This is a genomic window from Paenibacillus sp. YSY-4.3, from assembly GCF_054767475.1.
On the sequence record NZ_BAABMC010000015.1, the window covers coordinates 1 to 20982 of the forward strand.

The 20982-nt window shown below is 47.6% G+C and carries 18 protein-coding genes; 4 read left to right on the top strand and 14 right to left on the bottom strand.

Annotation, left to right across the window (positions count from 1 at the left end; genetic code table 11):
* Positions 1-558 precede the first annotated feature (558 nt).
* The 3 genes from ACYUJT_RS24540 to ACYUJT_RS24550 all read right to left on the bottom strand — a co-directional run bounded on the left by ACYUJT_RS24540 (position 559) and on the right by ACYUJT_RS24550 (position 2552).
* A complete protein-coding gene (locus tag ACYUJT_RS24540) occupies positions 559-768 on the bottom strand; it encodes a hypothetical protein (RefSeq protein WP_460327380.1) in 210 nt (69 codons plus the stop codon).
* A gap of 11 nt (positions 769-779) precedes the next feature.
* Positions 780-1301, bottom strand: a complete 522-nt coding sequence (locus ACYUJT_RS24545) for a PRC-barrel domain-containing protein (RefSeq protein WP_460327382.1) — start codon at positions 1299-1301, stop codon at positions 780-782.
* A gap of 93 nt (positions 1302-1394) precedes the next feature.
* Positions 1395-2552, bottom strand: coding sequence for a cysteine desulfurase family protein (locus ACYUJT_RS24550; protein WP_460327384.1), 1158 nt, complete (start codon positions 2550-2552; stop codon positions 1395-1397).
* 216 nt (positions 2553-2768) lie between these two features.
* Here ACYUJT_RS24550 and ACYUJT_RS24555 point away from each other — a divergent pair, with 216 nt between their 5' ends.
* On the top strand, positions 2769-3023 hold the full coding sequence (locus tag ACYUJT_RS24555) for a hypothetical protein (protein WP_155610750.1): 255 nt from the start codon (positions 2769-2771) through the stop codon (positions 3021-3023).
* Positions 3024-3089: 66 nt separating this feature from the next.
* Here ACYUJT_RS24555 and cymR read toward each other — a convergent pair whose 3' ends face one another.
* On the bottom strand, positions 3090-3509 hold the full coding sequence (gene cymR, locus ACYUJT_RS24560) for a cysteine metabolism transcriptional regulator CymR (RefSeq protein ID WP_460327387.1): 420 nt from the start codon (positions 3507-3509) through the stop codon (positions 3090-3092).
* Positions 3510-3797: 288 nt separating this feature from the next.
* Here cymR and mnmA point away from each other — a divergent pair, with 288 nt between their 5' ends.
* Positions 3798-4916, top strand: a complete 1119-nt coding sequence (mnmA, locus tag ACYUJT_RS24565) for a tRNA 2-thiouridine(34) synthase MnmA (protein WP_460327389.1) — start codon at positions 3798-3800, stop codon at positions 4914-4916.
* 571 nt (positions 4917-5487) lie between these two features.
* Here mnmA and ACYUJT_RS24570 read toward each other — a convergent pair.
* The 3 genes from ACYUJT_RS24570 to ACYUJT_RS24580 form a co-directional block, all read right to left on the bottom strand.
* Positions 5488-5967, bottom strand: coding sequence for a GAF domain-containing protein (locus ACYUJT_RS24570; RefSeq protein ID WP_460327391.1), 480 nt, complete (start codon positions 5965-5967; stop codon positions 5488-5490).
* Positions 5968-6034: 67 nt separating this feature from the next.
* Positions 6035-7393 (bottom strand): Nramp family divalent metal transporter, encoded by a 1359-nt coding sequence (locus tag ACYUJT_RS24575; protein WP_460327393.1) that lies wholly within the window; start codon positions 7391-7393, stop codon positions 6035-6037.
* A 200-nt stretch (positions 7394-7593) separates the two neighbouring features.
* Positions 7594-8910, bottom strand: a complete 1317-nt coding sequence (locus ACYUJT_RS24580; protein WP_460327490.1) for a replication-associated recombination protein A — start codon at positions 8908-8910, stop codon at positions 7594-7596.
* A gap of 411 nt (positions 8911-9321) precedes the next feature.
* Between ACYUJT_RS24580 and ACYUJT_RS24585 the strand changes: the two genes are divergently transcribed.
* The gene (locus tag ACYUJT_RS24585) at positions 9322-9618 is read left to right on the top strand and encodes a CD3324 family protein (protein ID WP_460327395.1); all 297 of its coding nucleotides are present in this window, start codon (positions 9322-9324) and stop codon (positions 9616-9618) included.
* An 84-nt stretch (positions 9619-9702) separates the two neighbouring features.
* On the opposite strand, the gene ACYUJT_RS24590 is transcribed toward ACYUJT_RS24585, so the two are convergent.
* The 3 genes from ACYUJT_RS24590 to ACYUJT_RS24600 all read right to left on the bottom strand — a co-directional run bounded on the left by ACYUJT_RS24590 (position 9703) and on the right by ACYUJT_RS24600 (position 13098).
* Entirely contained in the window at positions 9703-11463 is a 1761-nt protein-coding gene (locus tag ACYUJT_RS24590) for a glycoside hydrolase family 2 protein (RefSeq protein WP_460327397.1), read from the bottom strand.
* A 70-nt stretch (positions 11464-11533) separates the two neighbouring features.
* On the bottom strand, positions 11534-12346 hold the full coding sequence (locus tag ACYUJT_RS24595; protein ID WP_460327399.1) for a carbohydrate ABC transporter permease: 813 nt from the start codon (positions 12344-12346) through the stop codon (positions 11534-11536).
* Between the two features lie 17 nt (positions 12347-12363).
* Positions 12364-13098 (bottom strand): carbohydrate ABC transporter permease, encoded by a 735-nt coding sequence (locus tag ACYUJT_RS24600; RefSeq protein WP_460327401.1) that lies wholly within the window; start codon positions 13096-13098, stop codon positions 12364-12366.
* Positions 13099-13145: 47 nt separating this feature from the next.
* Between ACYUJT_RS24600 and ACYUJT_RS24605 the strand changes: the two genes are divergently transcribed.
* Positions 13146-13382: a hypothetical protein gene (locus ACYUJT_RS24605; protein WP_460327403.1), complete on the top strand. Its 237-nt coding sequence runs from the start codon at positions 13146-13148 to the stop codon at positions 13380-13382.
* Here ACYUJT_RS24605 and ACYUJT_RS24610 read toward each other — a convergent pair.
* From ACYUJT_RS24610 to ACYUJT_RS24625, 4 genes are all read right to left on the bottom strand, one after another.
* Positions 13360-14676 carry an ABC transporter substrate-binding protein gene (locus tag ACYUJT_RS24610; protein WP_460327405.1) on the bottom strand — a complete coding sequence of 439 codons (1317 nt, stop codon included), beginning with the start codon at positions 14674-14676 and terminating at the stop codon, positions 13360-13362. The two genes, ACYUJT_RS24605 and ACYUJT_RS24610, sit on opposite strands and share 23 nt — an antisense overlap.
* 240 nt (positions 14677-14916) lie before the next feature.
* Complete coding sequence (locus ACYUJT_RS24615; RefSeq protein ID WP_460327407.1) at positions 14917-16518, bottom strand: response regulator; 1602 nt, start codon at positions 16516-16518, stop codon at positions 14917-14919.
* Positions 16519-16531: 13 nt separating this feature from the next.
* Entirely contained in the window at positions 16532-18382 is a 1851-nt protein-coding gene (locus ACYUJT_RS24620; RefSeq protein ID WP_460327409.1) for a cache domain-containing sensor histidine kinase, read from the bottom strand.
* Positions 18383-18417: 35 nt separating this feature from the next.
* Positions 18418-20889: a family 43 glycosylhydrolase gene (locus ACYUJT_RS24625; RefSeq protein ID WP_460327411.1), complete on the bottom strand. Its 2472-nt coding sequence runs from the start codon at positions 20887-20889 to the stop codon at positions 18418-18420.
* Between the last annotated feature and the right edge of the window lie 93 nt (positions 20890-20982).

Here is a 20982-nt window from a genome sequence, read left to right on the forward strand (position 1 = left end):
CTATGTCCGTTAACCTCAATTTTTCAGGTATTTTTGCCGAATAGCGGAACCACAGTCCGGCAGCATTCCCAAGACATGTCCATGAAAAAGAGAATATGGAAGAAAAGGCGAATGCCAAGCGAAATCTTGCCCCCTGCCTTTAAAGACTACGACAACAAATAAGCTTGGATGATTCTGGATCTGGAGTTATATGTTCCTACCCATCATGCGGCTCGTGTCATCAACGAAATGACTCCATCCCCGATAAGCAGTTGTTTGCCCGTAATACAAAGGGTGGCCACGGCATTCGTCTTCCGTGGTTTGAATGTGATGTATGCGAGGTCATGAAGGCGTTCATCCGACGAGATGTTTGAAACGATGATCGGAAAGCTCATCGCAGATCGCTAACACGATGGAGCAGAGCAGTAGCAGGCATCCGCTTCACTGCTTTCCTACGAAAGCAGCGACCACAAAAAAAGTTGGAGCGAAAACTTTACGTTTTCCCTCCAACTTCTTATTTTAGGGATAGCCCCTTACCGGCGCCGATATAGAACCGAATCTATATGTAGGCCGGCCGTATTAAGTCGATGCTTGCATTTGCGAGAAATCCTGAGGCATTTCCTCGCCAAAGAACAAATCATCCAAGGAACTGAGCGTTCCGTCTTCCTCTACCTGGTAGACAGACATCTTCTCTCCGTTTACCGTCAATTCAATAAAGCATCCCCAGCAGTAGAATTGGTGGGAACCGATCTTCCCAATATCCTTGGAGCTGCAATTTGGACATTTCATCATTCGATCACCTATCCATTGATAGAATTCATGGTCTTCTCCAGCCGTTGCTCACTGTTCGGGGGGACCATGATCGCATTTTCCCCTTTCGTTATACCTGGCATGAAGGGCAGTGTTTTGCGCCCCTCCATCAGATCGGATATGAATCCGTCACTGATTTCGATACCAGTAATTGTATTTCCCAAATTCTGTTCAAAATAAACATCCGCAACGTATCCAATCATCGTTCCGTCCTCCGTGAGAACGGGAAGGTCCTTCAATTTGCCGTTACCTGAAATGAAGGTAAGCTGTATATTCTCGGCTCCGCATTTGCGGACAGCCTGTTGATTGCGAATCATGACGGCATCCTCGCCGTAAGCGACGATATCTTCCCAGAGCACCACTTTGCTGCTTCCGGAGAACATCGCCCTGCCCTCCAGCGTAATCCCTGAGATAGTCCAATCTTCATTCAGCATTATATCGAGGACTTTTCCGACCTGCTTGCCAGCCTCTACTTCAAAGACGGCCAAGCCTATCATATCCTGGAGTCTCATATGTTGTTGAGGTCCCTCCTCGCTGGGCTAATTACAGCTTAATGTGAAAAAGCGAACACATCCTCCTTTCCTAAAATCTAAAAACAAAGCCCATTATATTTTTTTACGAAGACGGGTTAGGATGGTTCCAACTTTTTCGGCAGTGTACTCCATTTCTTCACTAGTATTACCCAAACCAAAGCTGAATCGAATCGCCGAGCGCAAAAGATTTTGCGGAAGATTCATGGCTTCGAGCACATAGGACGGCTCAAGCGATCCTGAGGTGCAGGCAGAGCCGCTGGCTACCGCTATTCCGTCCATATCGAGATTCATCAGCATCGTCTCTGTCTGCATTTCCGGAAAACTGATATTCATGATATGCGGCAGATAAAACTCCTGATTTCCGTTTACGTGAAAATGACTGGAACCGACCGTCCGCTCAAGATTGGCCAGCAATGCCGATCGCAGCTTCAAATCATGCTCGCGTCTTTCCGGCAAACCAGATACAGCGATTTCTGCGGCTTTCGCAAAGCCGACGATCCCGGCCATATTTTCCGTACCGGCCCTTCTCTTCTTCTCCTGGAGACCACCGTGCAGGATCGGCTCGATCATTCTTTGTTTGCGGATATACAGCGCTCCTACGCCTTGAGGCCCGTTAATTTTATGCGAGGAAAAGCTAATGAGGTCAACTGGGAGTTCATTGCAATGGATTGGAACAGCGCCTAAAGCCTGAACCGCATCGACATGGAACACGATGTCCCTGCCGCTGCTGCGAATCATTTCCCCGATCTCTATGATCGGCTGCAGCGTACCGACTTCATTGTTGCCATACATCACACTGACCAGAACGGTGTCGGGGCGCAGCGCCTCAGCAACCTGCTCCGCATGGACACGGCCTGTGCGGTCGACCGGAAGATACGTTACCTCGAAACCGTCTCTCTCCAGCTGCCGGCAGGAATGCAGCACAGCGTGGTGCTCGATGGCCGTCGTCACGATATGCTTGCCGCGGGATTTTTGGACTTGCATCGACCCGAATAAGGCCAGATTATCGCTTTCCGTACCTCCGGCCGTAAACACCAGTTCCTCCGGCTTGCAGCCGATGGCCGCAGCCAAGCGATCCCTAGCTCCGTTCACGATCCGCTTCGCTTCCCTTCCGAAGGAATGGACGCTCGATGCGTTCCCGAAATTCGTCTGCATAACGGAAATCATTGCCTCGGCAACCTCCGGATGGACCGGGGTCGAAGCTGCATGATCCAAATATATTTTTCTCAATTTACGATCACCTATCTTTTCTTTGCAAGGTTGTGCAAACAACCTGAATTTCATGCGTTCTATAGTATTCTTCCCCTGAAACATTCCCATCATAACGCCGCGTAAAGCAGGTGTCCAGCAAATGTGCATCTTATCTACATTTTCTCTTTAATTTCTCTTTAATTTCTGCGTTAATATTCCGATGATAAAAGTATAAAGCAAAGGAGAGTGAGAATGATGCACGAACTAAAGATGGCAGTTACACTAGAGCAGGAAGTCGTCATAATACTGGATTCGGGAGAGACGATGCGCGGCTTGCCTAAGTGGGGAGCGGACCCGAAGAAGGTGCAGCTTCGCACCGTAGAAGGCGCGTTCTGGTTTCTGCTGGAGGAAATCGTGCACGTCACTCGTATTATCCCCATCGATAAAATAGAAAAGCCTCGCCCTGCACAAACGCAAGCGAAGCGCGATCGTTCTTATTGGATAAAGTAACTGGCCGTATTCATACCATTAACAAAAGACTCCTCGGCGGGAGTCTTTTTACGTTCGTCGCTATATTTAGATGTAAAACATGTAGTTTTGCTCTGCGCCAGCCTCTTCATAATTGATCAGACTGTCTAGCGTAGTTGAGTCCAGCACCTCGGCAATGCTGTCGCGAATGCGCAGCCATAAATCCCGTTTAGCCGGATCATCCTCCTCCGTGAAGTCTACTGGGGAGATAGGGCCTTCCAATACGCGGATAATATCCCCTGCCGTAATTTCTTCAGCAGCACGGGCTAATATGTAACCCCCATATGCACCGCGCACGCTCTTCACGAGCCCGGCATTCCGCAGCGGGGCAATCAGCTGCTCCAAATAATGCTCGGACAATTGGTTTTTCTCAGCGATGCTCTTCAAGGAAGTAGGTCCTTCACCGAACTTCGCAGCGAGTTCCATCATGATCGTTAAGCCATAGCGTCCTTTCGTGGAAATCTTCAAAGAAGCCACCTCTTTCAATTTTCAAGTAATATTTATATAATTGAACTTTGATCAATAAAGATATGACAGGGGCTCACTTGTCCGTGTCCAAAGGACACACTTGGCCAATAACTCCCTATTCCTATCATTAACCTATGTTTATCGTAACACATCCCGTGTCTTTTGGAAAATAGAACAGCCTCGCTTTCGCGCAATTTGTTTACCGTGAATTAACATTCCGATCATTTCGCCCAAACAGGCTGCTTATGATAAAATATCGACAGGGAAACCGCCAAAGGAGTGATAAAGATGTCTGGATCAAACAGCGAAACAAGAATTGTCGTCGGCATGTCCGGAGGCGTCGATTCCTCGGTAACGGCGCTTTTGCTCAAGCAGCAAGGATATGATGTTATCGGCATATTCATGAAAAACTGGGATGATACCGATGAGTTCGGCCACTGTACAGCGGAGGAGGACGCCGAAGACGTACGGCGCGTCTGCGAGCAAATCGGCATCCCTTACTATACCGTCAATTTCGAGAAGGAATACTATGATAAAGTATTTGCCTATTTTCTCGAAGAATATAAGCGCGGCCGCACCCCGAATCCGGATGTATTGTGCAACCGCGAGATCAAATTCGGGGAGTTCCTGAATAAGGCCATCGATTTGGGCGCCGATTACGTAGCTACAGGACACTATGCCCGCGTAGTGAAAGACAATGACGGCGAATTTAAGTTGCTGCGCGGCGTAGACAGCAATAAGGACCAAACTTATTTCCTTAATGCGCTAAATCAGGCGCAGCTGGCCAAAGCGATGTTCCCGATCGGGCACCTGCCTAAACCGGAGGTACGCCGTATTGCCGAGGAAGCTGGGCTCTATACAGCCAAGAAAAAAGACAGCACAGGAGTCTGCTTCATCGGTGAACGCAATTTCCGCGAGTTTCTAAGCCAGTACCTGCCCGCCCAGTCCGGCGATATGGTGGATATTAGGACAGGCGAAGTCAAAGGCCGGCATGACGGCCTTATGTATTACACGCTGGGGCAGCGCCAAGGCCTTGGCATCGGAGGATCGGGCAGCGGCGAGCCTTGGTTCGTGGCCGAGAAGGACTTGAAGAACAACATCCTTTACGTCGTGCAAGGCGACAAGCATCCTAGCCTGTATTCGACCGGATTGGTCGCTTCCGGCGTAAACTGGATCGCAGGCGCGGACAAGCTGCCGGACAAGCCGTTCAAATGCATGGCCAAGTTCCGATACCGCCAGCAGGATCAAGGGGTTACCTTGATCCCAAGGGAAGACGGAACGATGTTCGTTGCCTTCGATCAGCCGCAAAAGGCGATTACCCCAGGCCAGGCGGTTGTCTTCTACAACGGCGACGAGTGCTTGGGCGGCGGCACGATCGAAGCAGCCGAAAAAATGCCCGTTTCCTAAGCTGGGAGCGTCCCTAAGCTAACTGAAGGGTGCGCACAAAGAGAAGGGGCTGTCTAATAAGTCTCCAAAATAAAAAGTTGGGCAAGAAAACGTAAGGTTTTCCGTCCAACTTTTTTTTTGCTCTGTCGCTTTATAGGATAGTAGCGAAGCGGATGCCCGCCACCTTCAGTAGATTGTGCCAAAGCCAAAGTCCCAAATTCGGTGTGAACCCAGCCCTCGCAAGAAGAACCGTGGAATGAGCGATTGCCCTCGACGTGCCCCCTTAGTTTAATGGATTTATAGTAGTTATTTTCTACGGCTAAGAAGGGAATCTAGATTTAAATGGATTTCATGTCGTTAGTGGGAGGGATGAAGGTCATCCTGGGCTGGATTCTTGATTTTTGGTGCATCAAATCCATCTAATTCCCTGAAATATTCGTTTCGAGCATAATTAAATACATGATTTCCATTTAGTCTACATCCCTGTTTAGCTTCGTGTCCGACAGTTTTTATAGAGGTGCTAAAGATGGGAGCCCCTCAGTCATCTAGGTTCACTTTTGAGACAGTCCTTCTTCCGTTTCTCTGACGGCCATTACAGATGGCGCACAAGCTCTTCCACAAATTGCTCCAACTGCTCGCGATCCAGTTCATCAAACCGGCTGGTTATCGGACTGTCGATATCCAGGACGCCAAGCAATTCGCCGTCCTTGATTAACGGTACGACAATTTCTGAACGGGAAGCGGCATCGCAGGCAATGTGGCCGGGAAACTGCTCGACATCATCCACCAGCACAGTAGTGCGCTGCGTAGCCGCTGCTCCGCATACGCCCCTGCCCAGAGGAATGCGGATGCAGGCCGGCAATCCTTGAAACGGACCCAATACGAGCTCGCCGTCTTCATATAAGTAAAAGCCAACCCAGTTGATTTGCTCCAAAAATTGATTCAGCAGCGCCGCCGCATTGGCGAGATTGGCTACCTGGTTAGGCTCTCCTTCCAGCAGCGTCCGCAGCTGCGACTTTACGACGGAATATCGTTCTTCACGAGTTCCTGCATATTTTTCGGATACGAACATGGCATTTCCACTCCTTCTGTAATCTTATCTCTGTATCGGCTCCTCTTTATGAATGGAACCAGATCAATTAACCTAAATCATGTCCGGTTATGATGATATATGCGACGAGGAAAACATTCAAGACTAAAATGATACCCGTACAAAACCAAGATAATGCCTTAACCCAGGTACCGTTGGCAAACTCCCCCATCTTCCTTTTGTCGCTCGTAAACAATACCAGTGGAATTACGGCGAAAGGCAGCTGCAGGCTAAGCACGACCTGACTCCAAATAAGGAGTTCCCCTGTTCCTTTCGATCCGGCGAGCCACGTCACGATAAAGGCCGGGACGACAGCGATCAATCGGGTAATCAACCGCCGAAGCCAAGGGGAAATCCGCAGATTCACAAACCCCTCCATCACGATCTGGCCTGTCAGCGTTCCGGTAATCGTCGAGTTCTGGCCGGAGGCCAGTAAAGCGACCGCAAACAATGTGCTGGCGATGCCTACCCCGACTGTCGGGCTCAATAACTCATAAGCTTTTTCAAGCTCAGAAACATTCATACTTGTACCGTAAAAAGCGGCTGAGCCGAGAATTAAAATGGCGGAATTGATCAAGAAGGCAATGATTAATGAAATATTCGAGTCCAATACGGAATATTTCAGCGCCTCTTTTCGTCCTTCCCTAGTCCGCTCGTATTGTCTCGTTTGCACGATGGCGGAATGCAGATATAAATTATGCGGCATTACCGTTGCACCCAAGATCCCCAGAGAGATCAGCAGCATTTCCGGATTTGTAACGATTTCCAGCTTCGGTACATAGCCGCCTAATAAGGCCGACACTTCGGGCTTCGAGACGATGACTTCAAAGACAAACACGCCGAATATCGTTACCATTAATACGATGACGATCGATTCAATAATGCGGAACCCTTTCTTCTGCAGCAGCAATAACAGCAGCACATCAAGCGTTGTAATCAAAATGCCCAGCAGTAACGGGATGCCGAAAAGCAAATTAAGCGCGATAGCAGAGCCAATTACCTCGGCCAAGTCCGTTGCCACGATCGCCAGCTCTGTGAGAATCCATAGAACGAAGGAGGTTTTCTTCCCGACCGCATCTCTTGTGGCCTGGGCTAAATCCCGTCCTGTCACAATGCCCAGTTTCGCTGACAAGGATTGCAGCAGCATGGCAATCAAATTGGAAATAAGAATGACAGAAAGCAAAGTATAGCCGAAACGCGCCCCGCCTGCAATTGAGGTCGCCCAGTTTCCTGGGTCGACATAACCTACGGCAACTAAAGACCCTGGGCCGGCAAAAGCGAGAAACTTCCTCCAGAACTTGGCGTCCTTTGGAATTTTGATCGAATTGTTAACTTCCTCCAAGCTTATATTAGAACTTTGCCGCAGCCACCCCGCAGTGTCATCGGCTTGATTAATTTGACCATTCATTTTTTCACCACTTTCTCAAAAAATGTGTATAATACCCGGGTTTTTCTTGCCCGTAGAAAACTATTTTTACCTAAGGCAAATTTTATTCCTATGGAAAAGAAAATGCAAGATTTTTTTTACGCTAAAAAACTAAAAAATCGAAGCACCAAACGGTGCTTCGACTTTGATAAAAGATTCGTACACTTCTATCGTATTGTTCCCTACTGCATATCCTTCGACTGCCGAATTTGCTGGTTATGGCGGATTTTGCTCTCATTCCCCTGCTCCGTCGCCTCGTAGAACTTCCGCTTCGCCAAATTCGGCGGCAGATAATCCTGCTTCACATAGTGCCCCGGATAATCATGCGGATATTTGTAGCCGACATGTCCCAGCTTTTCGGACCCCTTGTAATGGGTATCCCGCAAATGCAGAGGCACCTCCGCCGATCTCACATCCTCGATGGCCGTCATCGCTTTGGAGATGGCAGTGGTCACGGCATTGGATTTCGGGCTCTCTACCGCGAAGAGGATCGCCTGGGCGATGTTCAGCTTCGCCTCCGGCCAGCCGTTGTTCCGGTATGCTTCCAACGCGCTTACCGCCTGAACCATCGCCTGGGGATTAGCCAGTCCGATATCCTCGCTGCTCGCGGCGATCAGCCGCCGGATGAATGTCATGGGGTCCATCCCCAGCTTCTCCACGGCGTACAGGAACCAGAACAGCGCCGCATCGCTGGAGCCGCGAACGCTCTTGTGGAACGCCGACAGCACGTCATATTGCGTAGATTCATCCGCCTTGACCAGCGGACGCCGGATTGATTCCTCCGCCACTTCCAAATTAATATGGACGCTGCCGTCCTGCCGCGGAGGCGTCGTCATCGCCGCCAGCTCCAGCGCGTTCAGCGCCCGGCGTATATCTCCGTTCGCCATTGCCGCGATATGGAGCAGCGCTTCTTCGTCCACTTCAAGATGCATGAAGCCTAACCCTTTTTCCTTATCTGTCAAAGCCCGCTTCATCGCAATCAGCGAATGTTCCTTGGTGAGGGGCTGCAACTGAAACAGAGTGGAACGGCTCATCAAAGCCCCGTTCACATAATGGAACGGGTTCTCCGTCGTCGCCCCGATAAATGTAATCGTCCCCTTCTCAACAGCCGGAAGCAGGGCATCCTGTCGCGAGCTATTGAACCGGTGCACCTCATCCAGAAAGAGAATCGTCTTGGTTCCATAGAATGATTTATCATTATGCGCCTTCTCGATGACTTCCCGCACATCTTTGACGGAAGCATCCACGGCATTCAGCCTGACAAACTCCCCTTGCGTATGATTGGAAATAATATGGGCCAGTGTCGTCTTGCCGCAGCCGGGAGGGCCATACAGCAAAATAGAAGAGACCTGATCCGCTTCAATCGCCCTGCGCAGCAGCTTGCCCGGCCCCACGATATCTTCCTGCCCGATATATTCATCCAGCGTCGTCGGCCGCATCCGGTCGGCAAGCAGCCTGCCGGCAGGGCTCGAGCTTTGCTGGTAAGAGAACAAATCCATGGAATTCACTTCCTTATGACTCATAATGACGGCGTAAACCTAAACACCATTTTACCATATTGGGGCATAAAACATGATCCGGGTACAAAACATTTATAATCATTCTTTCGCTTTCTTCCCAAGGCGTAATATGAGTTAATATAGATGTCGGGCCGACGAATCACTGGAAAGGGGGCTGATCAATGTGATTTCAGTGAGTGAGGTGGTTTCCGCGTAAGCGGAAACCTCAAGCAAGGGGGCTGTATAGCCCCCTTATTTTCGTTGCTGTGAAAATATGTTAAGATATAGCCAGCTTATTTATTAAATGACGATAATAACTAAATCAATTTTGCGAAAGGGGGATTACGATCATGCAGACTTATTTCGTTCTTGAACTAGATCGAGCACATCGAAACAAGGAGGAACATGACCGTGAGCTACAAAAATGGGAAGGATGTGCTTCCCCCCCGATTGCTGAAGGAATTGCAGCGCCATATTCAAGGTGAGCTTCTCTATATCCCCAAACCGGAGCAAAGCCGTGCTTCCTGGGGAGAGTTAAGCGGTTCCCGCACATCGATTGCCAATCGGAATGAGGAAATATTTAGGAAACATCGTTCAGGCCTATCGGTTAGAGATTTAGCCGAGATGTATTATCTCTCAGACGAGAGTATCCGCAAAATACTGACCAAGATGCGCACCGCCCAGAAGGAAACATCACCCTCATGCTAACCACTAAATCTCCATATAATAAAATCGGGAGCTGTCCCATTAGGATTTTCTAATGAGCAGCTCCTTTGTCTATTCCCTACGAAACTAGGATTGATTAATCTCCCTTATGACATCCAATGGCACTTTTAACTTTCGCGACTCCGTCAGCAGCCCGTTCATCTCTTGCTGCACATCTGTAATCTGTGTATAGCAGTACCCCACAATATAATCCGTGTTTTTAATAGCTTGATGTATTCCTTCTAATCTTGCCACAAATGATTCTTCCGAGGATTCCTGGTGGCCGTATCCCCAACCCGCTTCACTCTTAAAAGCTATGCCACCGAATTCACTCACAATGATCGGCTGCCCGCTATAGGCGTAACCGTCTGCAAATGCGTACTTTTTATTGTTAAAGGCGATTGCGTTTCCTGTAATCTGCTCTTTATCCTTGTAACGCTGCAGGAACTCTTCCCCTGACTCTACATAATCATGGAGCGTTATTATATCCGACACCGTATGCTCCCATCCATCATTGGATATGACAAGCCGGTAAGGATCATAAGCTTTGGTGAGATGATAGATGGCCTCCGTGAAACGCTGCTGCTTCCTGTCCTTGGCAATTTGCATGATCCCCCAAGATTCATTAAATGGAACCCACACAATAATGCATGGATGATTGTAATACTGTCGCACCACTTCCATCCATTCGTTGGTAAACCTCTGAATCGCATTGTCGTTAAACTCAAACGTGGCTGCCATCTCCGACCATACGAGCAACCCCTTTACATCACACCAATACAGGAAACGGGCATCTTCTACTTTCATATGCTTTCGTACCCCGTTGTAACCCATCTCCAGAATCGCATCGATATCTTGGATGATAGCTTCCTCCGAAGGCGGAGTGAGATGACTCTCCGGCCAATAGCCTTGATCCAGAACAAGCCGCTGGTAGATCGGTTCGTTGTTAAGCAATACCTGTCCGTCTTTGGTGGAAATCTTCCGCATCCCAAAATAAGAATAGACATGGTCAATCTTCTCATCGCCACGGTACAAAATAAATTCAACATCATACAAATTCGGATTGTCCGGCGTCCAATAGCTCATCTTCCAGGGGCCATTCACTTCGTGAACCAGATCAAACTCTAGCTCAAGCCAGGCTCGATCCATCGCCAAGCCGGCCTTTTTAACCTGCTCCCCCCTTAGACTAACAATCGTCTCCAGCCAAATATCTGCGGCCGGCCAATCGCCGCTCATTTGATACTCAAATCTCACCTTACAGGCGTCGACGTCCGGGGTTATTTTCACATCTTCGATATAAGTAGCCGCCACGTATTCCAGCCATACCGATTGCCAGATTCCCGTCGTCTGCACATAGAAGCACTCGAAGCTATTTTTCTCCCAACGCTGCTTCCCTCGCGGCTGGGCAGCATCCATGCTATCTTCCACCTTGACCGTCAAGCTATTAGTTTCACCGCAAGTGATATAGGAGGTGATATCGAAAGAAAACGCGGAGTAGCCTCCTTGGTGCTGTCCAACATACTCCCCATTCACCCAAACCTTGGCGATATAATCAACGGCTTGGAAGTGCAGTATAACTTGCCTGCCCGCTTTCTCAGCTGGAATATCCAACGTCTTATGGTACCAAACGGTAGGATGATGCTCTTCTTCGCCAATCCCGCTGGCTTTCGTTTCATAAGTGAAAGGCACAACAATTTGGCGATCGCCGCCGAACTTCTTCGGCCACCCCAAGCGCTCCCCCATATTCTCATCATCGAAACCGAAGCTCCATTCTCCATTCAAATTAACCCAGTCGGTTCTTACAAATTGCGGCCTTGGATAATCCTTAATATACATATGTGTTCCCATTGTTTCTCATCTACCCCTTCACCCTATTTATGTCTCATGCTATGCCGTCTTAAGCAGCTGACTAAGGCTTTTACCCTTTAACCCCTGTCATCGATACACCCTGAACGATATGCTTTTGGAGAAAAATATAGACAATCATCGTAGGAATAGCAGCGATCGCGCTGGCTGCCATAATCGTGTTCACATGCAGCACATTATTCGAAAGGAAAGTCGGCAATCCTGTAGACAACACCATATTTTCTTCCGAATTAATCGCGATATACGGCCAGATAAAATTATTCCAGGACATTATAAAATAGAAAATACCAATTGCAATCATGGCTGAACGCGTTAGCGGCATATAGATCGACCACCATAAGCGGAAATCCCGCCCCCCGTCGATTTGTGCCGCTTCCATATAGTCCTTCGGCAGCCCATCCATAAATTGCTTAATCAAGATCAGTCCAAGCGGATTCGTAAGGCTGGGCAAAATAATGCCCCACATATTATCCAGCAAATCAATACTTAAGACTGTCTCGTATAAAGGAATCAGCATCGCTTCCGTCGGAATCAGCAGACCGGACACGCATAAGATAAATAGAAACCCTTTGGATCTAAAAGTTTTACGCGAAAAAGCAAATGCCCCTAACGAGCTGATGATTACGGTAATCATCGTAGTTACCGCTCCAATCACGAAGCTATTCCAGGTCCATCTCAAAATTTGCGATTCGGTTAATACCTTGGCATAGTTTCTAATAGTTAAGTCTGAGAAGTCCGTCCACTCCGCAATCGTAATCGCAGATACGCCTTCAGGCTTCAAGGAAACGACAAACATCCAAACTAAAGGAATCACAAATATGACTGCCAGTATGACGGTTAAACTATAAATCGCTGCTCGCGCCACCTCTATTCACTCTCCATTTACGACTCTTTTCTGTTGACAACCATGTATTGAACCGCGGCAATCAATAGCATAAAAATACAAAACAACGTAGATTGTGCGGCTGCAAGCCCGAACATATCCTTCTTGAATCCCGTGACATAGATGTAACGGATGATCGTATTCGTCGTATCCCCGGGTCCGCCATTGGTCATAATTTGAACTTGCCCGAACAGCTTCAAGCCCGCGATGACTTGAAAAAATATTTGCACCTTCATCACAGAAGATAAACCGGGAAGCGTAATAAACCGAAATTTGTGAAATGAAGACGCGCCGTCAATATCAGCGGCCTCATAGAGCTCCTGTGATATTTCCTGCAGCCCTGCCAGGAACAATACCATGACAAAGCCGACCGTCCACCACACGGTAGCAATGACAATGGACCACCATGCCGCATTAGGATTGGTAAGCCAGTGAACTGAGGATAGTCCTAGAGTCTCTAGGATTACATTCACGAGTCCATGCTTGGAATCGAACATTCTGAGCCAGATGAAGCTAATGACGGAAACGGAAAGTACATAAGGCAGGAAATAAATCGATCGGAACAACGTCTGAAACGGAATCTTGCGGTGAATTAACAGAGCCAGCAACAGACCAAGCGAAATAATGATCGGAACAACTAAAATGACAAAATACAAGCTGTTCCATAAATATTTGTAGAAATCACTGTTCGTCAATATTTTTGTATAATTATCGAAGCCCACATACTTCCCCATCCCCAGAATCGTCCAGGAATGAAGGCTAATATAAGCGCCTCTAAGCAATGGCCAAATATAAAAAACAAGAAGCGGAATTAAAAATGGGGCTAGAAATGCAATGGCTGAAAACTCATTTTTTAATTGCCTTTTCCACCCGCTTGCTGCTTGCTGAGCTTTCACGGTCATCCTCCTCCAACGCGATGCGAAACTGCGAGACCAAGACCCGCTTTCAAGGTTTAAGGAATGAAACCGCATCATTCGATACGGTTTCATCTACTCTTAATTTTGAAGAATTTCGTTAATATCCTTCTCCATGCCCTTTACCCCTTCTTCCGGCGTCATCGTTTTAAAAATAACAGCCTGAAGTACATCTTTCACCACCGTATCGATCGCATTGTACCGATCCGTCTTAGGCGCGTGTTTCACCGTCTTTTGCGAGGCGACAAACTCTTCCCGATACGGAAGGTTCATGTATTCGTCACTGGCTGTTACCGCCTTCGCTGCTGGAACATGACCCGCTTGCGCCCAAATTTTCCCGCCCTCAAGCGTGAAATACTTCATGAATTTCATTGCAGCAACCTGCTTCTCTTCCGCTACATATTCAGGAATAACCAGAGTATGGGAGGCTGCCCAATGAGTCTCGCTGCCGAAGATCGAAGGAATCGAGGTGATGCCTACATTCAGGCCTTCTTCGCCGAGATGCCAGCCTGCTTCCCATACACCGCCAAACCATGTCGCGGATTTCCCGCTATGGAATGTATCCCAAGGCGTCTTGTCATTAATATCGCTAAGACCTTGATCATAGAGATCCAAATAAAATTTCAGTACATCTATTGCTTTCTCATTGTTGATGTCGGCTTTACTCAGATCATCCGTCAAAATATTGCCGCCAGCCTGATAATATAAATTGTAGAAGGGCTCATGAAAGTATGGCGTATTCACACTAAACGGCGTTACCCCTGGAACCTTACTCTTGATCTCTGTCAAAAACTGCTTGAAGCCTTCAGGAGAAATCTCGCCAAACTTCGGCGTGTCATCATCGTTTAGCAGTCCTGCCTCTCCAAGCAAATCTTTATTGTAGTAGAACATGTGGAAATGAGTATCGATGGGAACGGCATAGGGAATTCCGTCATAGCTGACGCTTTCCACGTTGCTATCCGTAATTTCGCTGAAATCAAATCCGGCCTTCTCCGTCAGCTCATTCAGCGCGCTCAATTGACCCGCCTTGACAAAAGGAGCAAGCCGGTCAGCATGAGCCACCGCTACATCTGGACCTTTACCGGAGGCCAGTGCTGTACCGAACTTGGCATAATACTCGCCCGATTCCAGTCGCAGCGTTTTGACTTTAACTTCTTGCTGGGACCCGTTAAAACCGTCTACGATCTGATCAACAAAATCGCCTTCCCCGCCCCCAAACAAATTCCAAAACGTAATTTCGACCGGCCCGCTAGCTCCACTGCCGCCTGCGCCATTATTCGCCTCCGCCGCCTTCCCCGAGTTGGCCGGACTGTTCCCTTGGCTGGAGCAGCCTGCTGCAATCAGTATGATCGCAAGCATCATGAATAACATCGTCTTGAACCTGTTCTTTCTAGCCATGGCGTAGCCCCTTTTCTTGTATAGGTTTAGAACAGCTGTTTTTAACTTCCTTGTAATGCAAGCGCATTCATACTGTTCTTGAATTTCATATTAGAATAAAGCGGCAGTCATTCAAACGGAATAAACCACGCTATCTATCGTAAAAAATTAAGGTTTTTATTGCACGAATCTTCGGATCCGATCAATACGGTGCAAGATTTCTCTCTATCCGTGTAAAATTTACAGATACGTCGAATCGGCTTACATGGACTTAATCCCGTCCCTATATTCGCTCGGTGTTGCGCCTATCATTTTTTTAAACAGTTTAGAGAAATACTTCGAGTCGGAAATGCCGATCAGCATGCTGATCTCGCTGCTCTTAAGATCAGTATTGCGGAGCAAGGCTTTAGCACGCTCAAGACGGACTTTGGTAATATAGTCAATAACCCCTTCGCCCATTTCTCTTTTAAACAAATTAGAAAAGTAATTTTTACTAAGATGAACATGCTGGCTTAGCACTTGGAGCGACAGGTCTTGATCGTAGTTTTGCTCGATGTACTGAATGGCCTTAGCGACGATGCCTTGATCACTGGAATATTCGGCCCGCATCTTCCGAATCAATTCCTCATAGATCTGCACGAACCAAGAAGTAATCTCCTCCAGCGTTTCAAGTTGCTTAATCTGGTCAAATAATTCCTTCTTCCGTTCATACAGCCATTCATGGTCATTGGACAATTCCAAATACATATTGGTCAAATTCAGCAGCAATTCGATGGAAATTAAATGCACGCCTTCAAAGTCAAGCCTAGCCTTTGCATGATCGAACATATCAACAAGGTACTGCTGCATCGCTTCACTATCCAAGGAATATAAAAAATCATTCAACTTCTTGTTCATCATCGGAACCGGACTCGCCACAAGCTCTGTTTCGAGTTCAAATTCTTGTCCAATAACCATACCGCATCCGATAAACAACTTGAGACGATAGCGGTGCTCTGCCTGTAGATAAGCATCACGAAGCTCGAGCAAGGAATGAAACGGGCTGCTTACCCCAAGGGTAACCGACAGTCCGAATTCGTCAGAGAATCGGGATATCAGACGCTGCGCCAATTCCACTGCTGCTTCAACAGATGTGCCTTTTAACACCACATTCCATAGTCCCGTGCTTCCAGAGATGATTTCATGATCCTCCGCACCCAAGGAGCATATTTCCCTAGTCACTTCAATCCCCTTGGTATGAAACATAATCATTTCATCTTCCGAGTGATGACTTCTCAGCTTTTCCAAATCATCGATCCCGATATACAGCAAGATTCGGGGAGTCTTGCCAGGAGACAGGCCTGCTGCTTGCAGTTTCTGCTCGGTTACGTTGGCCTCCGAAATTGTTCCGTGTACCAGCCCCATTAGCAATGCTTCTTTGGTGACGCTATCCTTATTCAATTCGAAAGCTAGCCGATCCGGGGGGTGACCAGCGGCATATTGCTCCTCATCCAGAACGGTCTTCAGATTCATCATCACCTGCTCTAAATCTTTGGGCATAATATCGGACTTGATCAAATAATCTGTAATCCCAAGACGTATTGCCTTCTGAGCATATTCAAAATCGTCAAGGCAAGTCAGCAAAATCAGCTTGACCTGCCGATCCAATGCCCTGATCTGGCTGATGAACTCGATCCCATCCATCACGGGCATTTTGATATCGGTAATGACGATATCGGGCGCCAACTCTTCGAAAGCAAGCAGGCCTTCCATGCCGTTGCTTGCTTCGCCAGCTACATCGAACCCCATACTTTCCCAATCTATCATTGCTTTAATTCCATACCGGACGAAATGCTCATCGTCAACGATCAGTACCTTGTACATAGTGTCCCCCTGACTACTCTAGTATTGGCAGCGTAATGGCCACAACGGTTCCCTTTCCAGGTTTGCTGTTTATAGTAAGACCGTACTCTTGGCCGCAAATGAGTTTAATTCTTTCCTCTACATTAGAGAGACCCACCCCTAAGAAAAAAGCTCCTTTTGGCAAGTCATCCGTTATCAGGCTGCCGAAATTGACTTCATCCTCAAAACCGAGTCCATTGTCTATAATTTCAAATAACAGATGATTCCCCTCCTGCCTGCAGCGAATTGTGACCAAAGCTCCCTGCGGCTGATCCGCAAACCCATGCAGCACCGCATTTTCCACAATCGGCTGCAGAATAACTTTAGGTGTTCTGTACATCTTCACCTTGTCTTCGATTTCATAATTCACTTCGATCGGAGTAGTGGTGCGCAAGTTTTGAATTCCCATATAACATTCCACATGCTCCAGTTCCTCTTGAACAAGGACCGTATCGCTTCCTTTGCCGATACTGATATGCAGCAGGCGGGATAATAACCTTGCCATCTCCGCCGTATTATTCGCTTTCTGGAATAGCGCCGTCCACTTGATCGCGTCCAATGTATTATAGAGAAAATGCGGATTAATTTGCGCCTCCAACGCTTTTACCTCGGCTATTCTTTTATTATTCTGCTCCACATACACCGCTTCCACCAATTCTTCAATTCTCCCCACCATGTCATTAAAATGGTATTGGAGACTGCCGATTTCATCGATTCTGTCCTCGTTAATGCGAATCCGTGTCGCTAGATTGCCAAGATGAACCTGCTTCATCGCCTTCACCATCGCTTTTAAAGGTTTGGAGACAGATGATGCCATGGCATAGGCCGTAAAGATCGAGAACAATACGCATAATATCATGATCATAGCGATTACTTTTATCACTTGATTCGAATCCTTATATAAACTGGACCGTTCTATAATATGTACAACCTTCCAATCATTGCTCTTTAGCTGCAGGTAGTTCACCATAACCTCTTTCTCTTTATACTTGGCCACGAAGCTGCCTTCCTTCACCCCGTCCTGAATAGCCGCCCCCGTATCATTTTGAAAATAGTGGTTCATCGGGGTCATAAGCATAGATTTGTCCGCATGCGATAGGATGATTCCATTCTGATCGATCACGAAGCTTTCTGTATAGAGCTCACTGTCTGTATTTTTACTTAAAATATCGCTAAGCATCTCTTCCCGAATATCGAGCACAACCACCATGCCCATTTGCCGTCCATCATGAATGTTGAATACCTGCTTAGCCAGAGAGAAGACCAGCTCTTCGTGGTTGTCCGCCGTATCCGAATATTGTCCTAGCCTTGTGGGAAACCAGACATAAGAATTTCGCTCCGCCATCGTCTTGTCATAGAAATCGACCCGATGTGCTTCAAGATCCTCCCAGCGAAAAATCCCTTTAATATATTGAGCATCCGTAATAAACGAAATAGATTTAAACTCCGGAGAAACCGCCGTAAAGTAAGCCAGCTTGGTAGTCAGAGTGAGATGTTCTACTATGCTCTCATCACGCTGCTGTAGCTTATGCAGCAAAGACAAAATTTCTGTGTTCGTGATGACCTGCATCAGCATATCTTTGTATCCGGAGAAACGGATATCGATATTTTCACCTGTCTGTCTAATCAACTGCTTCGAGGAGTCCGCCACTTTCTTGTCAATTGCGTCTTTAGTAATTGAATACGAAACCAGCCCCAATATAAACAAAGGGATTAATGTAATCGTCATTAACAATAGAATCCATTTGTACTTAATGCTAGATCGCAAATGCCGCCAGCCTTTGCTTATTCTCATCGTCATCATCTCCACCTGCTTCGATACGAACAAAGAAAGACCCAGCCGCATGGCAGGATCCTTCTTCCATTATTCCAGAACTATAATTAAGGATAGACCGTGAAGTTATCAAACGATGTACTCTGATGAGCCGTTCTCAAACCCGCCTTTCCATGGGTAAATGCCGTTCCCGAGTTATCGTTATAGTCAATTTTCGGAACATTCATGTCACCCACGTACACCTTAATATTCGTTCCCTGAACGACTACCTTCATTTTATGCCATGCATTAGTGGACAGAGCCAAATTCACACCCGTTAAAGGGCTCCAGTTGTAATTTTGTTTGCCGAGATACACTCCATCCGCCTTGATGTAAGCATAGTACCCCTGTAAGAAATCGGCATTTCCTTGTCCAAGCTCCAGTCCGTTTGCCGGATTAGTTCCACGGACAATGATCCCCGAGTCTCCACTGCCCTCGTTCATGCGAATATCCGCTTCCACGGTATAGTCCGCCCAATGATCATTGCCAATCGTTGTCTTGGCAAATGTGCCGCCTGCGGAGTGATACAGTCCGTCGCTTACTGACCAGTTCCCTTCCCATTGCTTCCAGTCGCCGCTCTTGCCGCCATCAAAGTTATCGCTCAGATGAGGTACGCTTGCATGATGCTGGAATTCCATACTGGCGAAGTCGGCCTCGCCCGTCACAAATTCTACCCGCAACTCTCTTAAGCCTTGCGTGAGAGGTATGCCCTTAACCGTTGCCGAGCGCCATTCGTCCCAGCCGCCAGTATTAGGAACTTGCACAATGCCGGTTAGATCCGTCGTTCCATCCCATAGTCTGATTTGCACGCCATTCATCGTGGTCGCCATTCGAAACGTGACATCATAAGCCCCCGTAGAAGCCACATTCACCTTGTATTTTAACCACTCCTCGGACTGGTTCCAGCCTACATTATAGCCGCCCTCCGGATTGACGCGAATATCCACCGCATCATTTCTGTATTCGCCGCCCAGATTATTCGCGGTTGTATCATGATAGGCGATTCCTTCGCCGCCGCTCATATAATGAACAGCTTCCACTTTGCCTGGGATAGGCTTATATGCATCCCAAGCATTACTGCCGTTCACTTTATTACTGAATGCAACATAAGCAAAATCAGCATGCGTGTCTTCGGTTAAATAGCCAACCTGGCCGCCGCCAAGATTGGCGTTCTGCATCATTTTCAGCATATTATCCACATAGATTCGGAATTGGTTCCCTGATTTCTCAACCCGCATGCTATGCCACTTGCTATAATCAAATCCTGAAGGCAGTGAGGCATAGATCCATCCTTGAGACACGCCATCTACGACAAAGTTGACTTCCAGACGGTTGTTCAACTCGCTCAGCATCGCCACACCGTAATTATCTTCATTTGCATAAGAGAACGTAGCTCCGTAACGCGGGGAGCCGCTTGTACCACGATTCATTTGCTTCATATGGAACTCTGCCGTATAATTCGCCTCCGTCGCCGCATTCGTGATTTGTTTATACGCCGCCGTGGACCCCATGCTATCCTGCCACATTAATTCCTGGTTATAGATGCCCCAATGCCCGCCGTTTACATTGTACCAGTTGGAGCCAATAGCCGTTCTGTTAAAGCGGTCATAAAAATCCGGCATATCCGGGTCGGGCTGCGATGTTGTCGTAGGGCCCAAGACGAGCATTTTGTCCCCATTCCATACGACACGATCCATATTAATGCTTCGAATCGGCCAGCCTTCAGGCGTGTAGCCCTTCCAGTTATGGTAGAACATATAGAGCGAATCCAGATCCGGGCCGGTGACTAACCCATTATGGCCCAATCCAATCGTTGGCCCCTCGGTCGAGAGGACGACGGGATTTTGTTTGCTGGCAGGTACAAATCCCGTTAAAGGATTACTGCTCACCGCATAGTCGATCCGGTAAGCCGGACTATGAACATGGTTGCCCGTATACGTCATGTAATATTTTCCGTTCCGCTTAATAACGGTCGCCCCTTCTGTCCAGCCTCCGCTGATCGAGGCACCAGTATTCGATCCGGCTCCAAAAGTATAAGGATCACTCATAGGATGAGCGACCATCTGGCCGTGTTCAGCACGGTAGAAATACCACTGTCCATCGTCATCAATAAACACATGCCCGTCAATACTCAACCCTTTATTCGGGGTTTGAACGGTAAAGGGCCCTGTCGGGCTTTCACTGCGCAGTACGTAATGGCCGTTTCCGCCCGGAGAGGTGTACATATAGAAGTAGCCATTCCAATAAATGACCTCCGGTGCGTAAGCTCCTTTCGTAATCGGGTCTGTTGCCACAAGCCCGGCATATGTCCAATTCACTAAGTCCGGCGAACTCCAGGCTTTAATGCCTGTCTCAGAGTCCTTGGTACTGACGTACAAATAATAATCGCCTTTGAATTTCAAAATATAAGGATCACCGGAACCATAAGTTGCCCATTCATTACTGAGTGTCTGTGGATTCTGATAGGCTTGCGCCAACGAAGACGGCAAAGTCATGCATCCTACCATTAGAACAAGCAAAATCTTTAAATATCTTCTCATAGCGTCCTTCCTCCCATAGGCGAATGTAATCGCTTTCTATTTTACCGCCATCTTATCATCACCCCTTGAAATTTTTTATATCTTATAGAGTAT

Excerpts from the sequence above, each read along its gene's own strand:
- ACYUJT_RS24540 (WP_460327380.1), bottom strand. The coding sequence starts at position 768 with ATGAAATGTCCAAATTGCAGCTCCAAGGATATTGGGAAGATCGGTTCC.
- ACYUJT_RS24545 (WP_460327382.1), bottom strand. The coding sequence starts at position 1,301 with ATGAGACTCCAGGATATGATAGGCTTGGCCGTCTTTGAAGTAGAGGCT.
- ACYUJT_RS24555 (WP_155610750.1), top strand. The coding sequence starts at position 2,769 with ATGCACGAACTAAAGATGGCAGTTACACTAGAGCAGGAAGTCGTCATA.
- mnmA (WP_460327389.1), top strand. The coding sequence starts at position 3,798 with ATGTCTGGATCAAACAGCGAAACAAGAATTGTCGTCGGCATGTCCGGA.
- ACYUJT_RS24570 (WP_460327391.1), bottom strand. The coding sequence starts at position 5,967 with ATGTTCGTATCCGAAAAATATGCAGGAACTCGTGAAGAACGATATTCC.
- ACYUJT_RS24575 (WP_460327393.1), bottom strand. The coding sequence starts at position 7,393 with ATGAATGGTCAAATTAATCAAGCCGATGACACTGCGGGGTGGCTGCGG.
- ACYUJT_RS24580 (WP_460327490.1), bottom strand. The coding sequence starts at position 8,910 with ATGGATTTGTTCTCTTACCAGCAAAGCTCGAGCCCTGCCGGCAGGCTG.
- ACYUJT_RS24590 (WP_460327397.1), bottom strand. The coding sequence starts at position 11,463 with ATGGGAACACATATGTATATTAAGGATTATCCAAGGCCGCAATTTGTA.
- ACYUJT_RS24600 (WP_460327401.1), bottom strand. The coding sequence starts at position 13,098 with ATGGGGAAGTATGTGGGCTTCGATAATTATACAAAAATATTGACGAAC.
- ACYUJT_RS24605 (WP_460327403.1), top strand. The coding sequence starts at position 13,146 with ATGGCCAAATATAAAAAACAAGAAGCGGAATTAAAAATGGGGCTAGAA.
- ACYUJT_RS24610 (WP_460327405.1), bottom strand. The coding sequence starts at position 14,676 with ATGGCTAGAAAGAACAGGTTCAAGACGATGTTATTCATGATGCTTGCG.
- ACYUJT_RS24615 (WP_460327407.1), bottom strand. The coding sequence starts at position 16,518 with ATGTACAAGGTACTGATCGTTGACGATGAGCATTTCGTCCGGTATGGA.
- ACYUJT_RS24620 (WP_460327409.1), bottom strand. The coding sequence starts at position 18,382 with ATGCGGCTGGGTCTTTCTTTGTTCGTATCGAAGCAGGTGGAGATGATG.
- ACYUJT_RS24625 (WP_460327411.1), bottom strand. The coding sequence starts at position 20,889 with ATGAGAAGATATTTAAAGATTTTGCTTGTTCTAATGGTAGGATGCATG.